The following is a 6,117-nucleotide window of genomic DNA, read 5'->3' as shown; positions in this document are numbered from 1 at the left end:
CTCTTCGTGGTTCTGCTCTTCATCTATTTGGGGGCAAGAATCGGTGGTATCGGCATTGGTTTTGCCGGTGGTGCTGGGGTCATTGCGTTGTCTTTGATCTTGGGCGTACCAACAAGCCAAGCTTACATTCCCGTTGACGTAATTTTGATCATCATGTCTGTAATCACCGCTATCGCAGCAATGCAGGTAGCGGGTGGTTTAGACTGGATGGTGCAAGTTGCTGAAAACTTTTTGCGCAAGCATCCTGAGCGCATCACCTTTTATGCGCCTATCGTAACTTACCTAATGACATTAATGGCGGGTACTGGCCACACGGCATTCTCTACTTTGCCAGTGATTGCAGAAGTAGCGAAAGGCCAAGGCGTGCGCCCTTCTCGTCCACTGTCTATCGCGGTCGTAGCATCGCAAATCGCTATCACCGCATCACCAATCTCAGCGGCTGTTGTAGCGTTCGCGGCAATGCTGCACCCATTTGGCGTTGACTACCTAACACTACTAGCAATCTGTATCCCAACGACGTTCATCGCGTGCATGATCGGTGCGTTCGTGGCGAACTTCATGGGCTGTGAGCTAAAAGACGATGCTGAATACCAAGAGCGTCTAGAAAAAGGCTTAATCAAGCTAAATACAGAAGCAAAACGCGAAATCCTACCAACAGCGAAGAAAGCAACCTTCATCTTCCTAGGCGCAATCGCATTTGTCGTGTGTTACGCAGCAGCAATTTCTGGCTCTGTTGGCCTTATCGAGAACCCTGCTCTAGGTCGTAACGAAGCTATCATGACGGTAATGCTAGCAGCTGCGGCAGCTATCGTAATGAGCTGTAAAATCGATGCTGGCAAAATCCCAGCCGCAGCAACATTCCGCTCTGGTATGACAGCGTGTGTGTGTGTTCTTGGTGTGGCATGGCTAGGTTCTACGTTCGTTAACGCGCACGTTGACGGCATCAAAGAAGTGGCTGGTGCGCTACTAGCAGACTACCCATGGATGCTAGCACTTGTTCTATTCTTCGCTTCAATGCTGCTTTACTCGCAAGGTGCTACTACTGTTGCGCTGATGCCAGCAGCACTAGCAATCGGTGTGGCACCACTTACCGCAGTTGCATCTTTCGCAGCAGTAAGTGCGCTATTCGTGCTGCCAACTTACCCAACGCTTCTAGCAGCGGTTGAGATGGACGACACGGGTTCAACTCGTATCGGTAAGTACGTATTCAACCACCCATTCTTTGTACCTGGTGTGGTAACCATCGCTTCTGCGGTAGCACTTGGCTTCGCATTCGGTGGTCTACTGATCTAGTAGAAACAGAGTCTTACTCGGGGAGCTTCGGCTCCCTTTTTTATTCCCTGTTGTCTTGATTTATGCTCAATAAATCTTCATTTTCATGAAACTTATTGACTCGCCTCCGGGTCTGATTGAGTTACACTAACGGCAATTATCTAAGATGAATTGACTCTTTTATGCGCGCATTACTTTCCGTTTTACTCTTAGGGCTCATTACCTTTTCCACTCCGTCTTTAGCTTTATTTGGCAAAGACCAGTTTAACAGTAGCCAGAACAACAGTTTTGGTAGCAGCAGCGACAGCTTTGTTCCGGTTGATCAGGCGTTTCCATTTAACTTCTACCAGCAAGATGACAAATTGATGCTCGATTGGCAGGTACGTGACGGGTACTACCTATATCAAGAGCGCTTGTCTGTAGCTGGTGAGAAAGTATCGCTAGGCGAACTGCAAATGGAAGACGGCACACCGCATAAAGATGAATTCTTTGGTGACGTGCATATCTATACTCAACCTCTCTTCGTTAATGTACCAATGCATGATTGGCAAGACGGTGCTCGCGTAGTCGTGCAATACCAAGGTTGTGCGAAAGCAGGCTTCTGTTACCCGCCAGAAACTCGCGTGATTCCTATCAGCGCGTTTACTTCGTCGAACTCAGATTCAACAACGGCGACAACTGCATCAAAAGCAGAACAGGCACCAACAGCAACGCCACCAGCGGCGCAATCATCTACGTCTGGTGACACATCATCGGCGCCAGTAACACAGCAAGATAGCCTTGCAGCCAACCTTGCTGATAACTGGTGGACACCACTTCTGTTCTTGGCGCTTGGTGTGGGCTTGGCATTTACACCTTGTGTGCTACCGATGTACCCAATTCTGACCAGCATAGTGCTTGGCAGTGGCAAACTAAGCCAACGCCGCGCGCTAGGCTTGTCATTCGTCTACGTGCAAGGCATGGCGCTGACTTACACCCTACTCGGCCTTGTGGTCGCGTCTGCTGGCATGCAGTTCCAAGCGGCAATGCAACACCCTTATGTGCTGATTGGTTTGAGCGTACTGTTCATCGCACTCGCTTTTTCTATGTTTGGTCTGTACTCATTACAGCTACCAAGCAGCGTGCAAACGTGGCTGAATAACTTAAGTAACAAGCAGCAAGGTGGTAGCAGTGCTGGCGTGTTTGCAATGGGGGCAATATCTGGCTTGGTTTGTTCTCCGTGTACTACCGCCCCACTCTCTGGTGCGCTGCTTTACGTCGCACAAAGTGGCGACTTACTCACCGGTGGGGTCGCCCTTTACGCGCTAGCGATGGGCATGGGTATTCCGTTGATCCTTGTAGCGGTATTTGGCAACAAGTTGCTACCAAAAGCCGGCGGTTGGATGGACCGCGTGAAAACGCTGTTCGGCTTTATTCTGCTTGCCGCACCTATCTTCTTACTAGAGCGTATCATGCCAGAAATGTGGTCAACGATTCTGTGGTCAGCACTGGGTATTGCTGCTTTTGGTTGGCTATACCACATCAAAAACAGTCTAGAGTTTGGTGGCTGGAAACAAAGTGCCGTGGGCATAATCGCCGTCTTAGGTTTGCTAGCCTCAGCACAACCTATCTTAAATTACTGGTTTGGCAACAGCACAACACAAACTCAGCTGGCCACTGTTAGCTTTACTCACATTGCTAACGTGGCGGAGCTTGAAGAACAACTGGCACTTGCGAAAGCGGCAGGTAAACCCGTCATGCTCGATTTCTACGCCGATTGGTGTGTAGCATGTAAAGAGTTTGAAAAGTACACCTTCCATGACCCAAGCGTCGAAGCAAAACTGCAAGACTTCGTTCTTCTGCAAGCGGACGTGACCAAAAACCAAGTGCAAGACATCGAACTACTGAAGCACATGAATGTACTTGGTTTACCAACAATTGAGTTTTGGGATGCCAGTGGCGAACACGTTTCAAACGCTCGTTTGACGGGATTCATGCAAGCTGAGCCTTTCTTAGAGCATATCAAGCAGTTCTGATAACCAGATATTCAAACGCCAGTGATGTCCACTGGCGTTTTTTATTGCTCAGATTTGAATAAGAACATTGCGTTTATATGCAATTTTCCTAATAAAAGTCGATTTGGTTCAGACTTTTAGCGAATAAATATTGTCCACTCTCTCAAAGCTGGACAATAATAAATTTAACGAAATAGTCAAAAGTGTTTAACGTCATGGATTCGACCTACACCATCATTATTGCAGATGATCACCCACTCTTCCGGAATGCCTTGTTTCAATCTATCCACATGGCTATTAGTGGTGCAAATTTGCTGGAAGCGGACTCACTCGACGCACTTCTGGCTTTGTTGGAGCGAGAGGAAGAGCCAGATTTAGTGCTATTGGATCTCAAAATGCCAGGAGCAAATGGTATGTCTGGCTTGATTCATTTGCGAGCAGAGCATCCAGATTTACCTATCGTCGTCGTTTCAGCGAGTGAAGAGCCGGCGATCGTGACGCAGGTGAAAAGCCATGGTGCATTTGGTTTTATTCCCAAGTCCAGCGACATGCGCGAATTAGTGAACGCGCTCAATCAAGTGCTGAATGGCGACCCATACTTCCCTGAAGGGTTGATCACCAATAACGCGGCATGTAATGACTTAGCGGAAAAGATTGCTGCGCTAACACCGCAGCAATATAAAGTGTTGGGAATGTTGTCCGATGGCTTGCTGAACAAGCAAATCGCTTACGAATTGAATGTTTCAGAAGCCACCATAAAAGCGCACATGACAGCTATTTTCCGTAAGCTCGGCGTAAAGAACCGCACGCAAGCCGTGATTATGCTGACGGAAATGAGCGACTAGATTGACGTCTTATCGTCAGACTTACTTTTTTCGTTTGGCAATCGGATACCGACTTTAGTGACCTGCTGATCAACAACATCAGCGACGATCCAATGCAAACCTTGCCACTCGAAATGGTCTCCCAATACTGGCGTGCTACCTAATTGCTCTTCGACAAGGTTTCTCAAACTTTTATCCAGCGGTTCATCCCCCAGATTCAAACCATACATCACGGCAATATCGGCAAGCTTCACTTCAATATCGAGGAAGAAGTCACCGAAGAATCGCGCTAGCGACGCTTTCTCTGGGGCTTCACTAAACAGTAAGCTCAGTGCATCTAAATCCTTTTCTTGTGCTAATACACACAAGGTATCATCTTCCTCAAGACGCGTACTGCCGGATGGGTGCAATAGCTCTTTACTGCGAAATACAGCGGCGATACGCGTTCCTTCCGGCATCGAAAGACTACGTAATGGCTCACCAATGCACCATTTATCTGCTTTAAGTCTATAGATAAACAGCTCCCACTCACTGGTCGGGTAAATCTCTACACCCGTACGCGAAATTGGCTCAGGCTTAGAAGGTAGCTCGACCTTTGCAAGAGACATCGCCTTAGTCAACGTGCCCCCTTGTACTATCAAAGACACCATTACTACAAAGAATGCCAAATTGAAGTACAGTTGAGCATCTGGCAACCCTGCCATCATCGGAAATACCGCGAGGATGATAGGTACAGCACCACGCAGTCCTACCCAAGAGACAAACCACTTTTCACGTGGCGTGAAACTCTTGAATGGCAGTAAACCAATCCAAACTGAGATTGGTCGGGCAAACAAAATCATCCCGAAAGCAAGCGCAAGACCTGGCAACGCAATAGAGAGTAAATTGGATGGTGTAACCAACAAACCAAGCACCAAGAACATACCAATTTGAGCTAGCCACGTCATACCATCTAAAACATGAAGAATAGAGTGGCGGCTGCGTGTTGGACGGTTACCTAATAAAAGACCAACAAGGTAAATCGACAAAATACCACTGCCACCCAAAGTGTTAGATAAAGCAAAAATAAGCAAGCCACCACTGACCGTTAAAATAGAATACAGCCCATCTGGTAATTGATTGCGATTGATAACTTTCCATAAGATCCAGCCACCAGCGAAGCCAAGTAACGCGCCAATACCAAACTGCTTAAGAAAACTGAACGCCAAAAAGCCCGCACTTAAATCTGCGCCAGGGTTCGCTAAAATAGCAATCAGAGTTACGGTCAGAAACACCGCCATAGGGTCATTGGTGCCGGATTCAATTTCCAGCGTTGAACCAACACGTTCGTTCAGGCTACGACCTTTGAGTAGAGAGAAGACCGCGGCAGCATCGGTGGAACCAACAATCGCACCAACCAATATGCCTTGCAATAAATCTAAGTCGAATAACCACGTTGCCATCAGCCCGGTCAAAATGGTGGTGATCGCAACGCCAAATGTCGCCAAAGAGACCGAGGGCCATAACGCAACCCTAAAGCTGGCGACCCGCGTTCTCATCCCACCATCAAGCAAAATGATGGCTAATGCGAGGTTACTAACCAAATAAGCGATCGAAAAGTTATCGAATAAGATGCCGCCTAAGCCGTCTTCCCCCGCCAGCATTCCAACGGCTAAAAATACCAAAAGAATTGGGATTCCCAACTTAGAAGACACTGGGCTTAAAAGAACGCTAAGTGCGATTAACAACGCACCTATTAGAAAAAAACTGTTAATGGTGTCTGCGTCCATTCTCACCCTCCCTTAATGAAAAACGATAATAATTGTGATGAGCAAGGCTACTTCGTTAATGAGGTAATGCCCTAATCTGCCTCCCCTTTACACCGTCTCAAAATGCGAGGTTGTACGAGAATGACTCAGTTATATTACTTTATTGTGAGTTAAAACGGTGATTTGATGCGAAAACTTTATGTAAATAAATTACTTGTGAGCTTTCTTATCTACGCCTTCTCTCTTTAAGAGCCACAAAATCACCACCAATACTTACAC

4 protein-coding genes are annotated in these 6,117 nt (G+C 47.2%); 3 read left to right on the top strand and 1 reads right to left on the bottom strand.

The genetic code is table 11. The features are described 5' to 3' along the window. From CAG68_RS20225 to CAG68_RS20215, 3 genes are all read left to right on the top strand, one after another. A partial coding sequence (locus CAG68_RS20225; protein ID WP_161441572.1) for an anaerobic C4-dicarboxylate transporter family protein occupies positions 1-1,293 on the top strand: 1,293 nt, incomplete at its 5' end. A gap of 161 nt (positions 1,294-1,454) precedes the next feature. Further along, positions 1,455-3,287 (top strand): protein-disulfide reductase DsbD, encoded by a 1,833-nt coding sequence (locus tag CAG68_RS20220; RefSeq protein WP_104979801.1) that lies wholly within the window; start codon positions 1,455-1,457, stop codon positions 3,285-3,287. A gap of 194 nt (positions 3,288-3,481) precedes the next feature. Then, the gene (locus CAG68_RS20215) at positions 3,482-4,111 is read left to right on the top strand and encodes a response regulator (protein ID WP_005382375.1); all 630 of its coding nucleotides are present in this window, start codon (positions 3,482-3,484) and stop codon (positions 4,109-4,111) included. Here the strand turns inward: CAG68_RS20215 and CAG68_RS20210 are convergent. Continuing rightward, positions 4,108-5,859 carry a potassium/proton antiporter gene (locus CAG68_RS20210; RefSeq protein ID WP_005382374.1) on the bottom strand — a complete coding sequence of 584 codons (1,752 nt, stop codon included), beginning with the start codon at positions 5,857-5,859 and terminating at the stop codon, positions 4,108-4,110. The genes CAG68_RS20215 and CAG68_RS20210 overlap by 4 nt on opposite strands. Positions 5,860-6,117 lie beyond the last annotated feature (258 nt).

The organism is Vibrio sp. V42_P2S4T144, from assembly GCF_009904715.1.
In the GTDB taxonomy this organism is placed as follows: Bacteria; Pseudomonadota; Gammaproteobacteria; order Enterobacterales; family Vibrionaceae; genus Vibrio; species Vibrio alginolyticus.
The sequence above is the reverse complement of the archived record's forward strand: the minus strand, read 5'-3'. Positions and strand labels throughout refer to the sequence as shown.

Coding starts and splice junctions, on each gene's coding strand:
- CAG68_RS20220 (WP_104979801.1), top strand. CDS start 1,455: ATGCGCGCATTACTTTCCGTTTTACTCTTAGGGCTCATTACCTTTTCC.
- CAG68_RS20215 (WP_005382375.1), top strand. CDS start 3,482: ATGGATTCGACCTACACCATCATTATTGCAGATGATCACCCACTCTTC.
- CAG68_RS20210 (WP_005382374.1), bottom strand. CDS start 5,859: ATGGACGCAGACACCATTAACAGTTTTTTTCTAATAGGTGCGTTGTTA.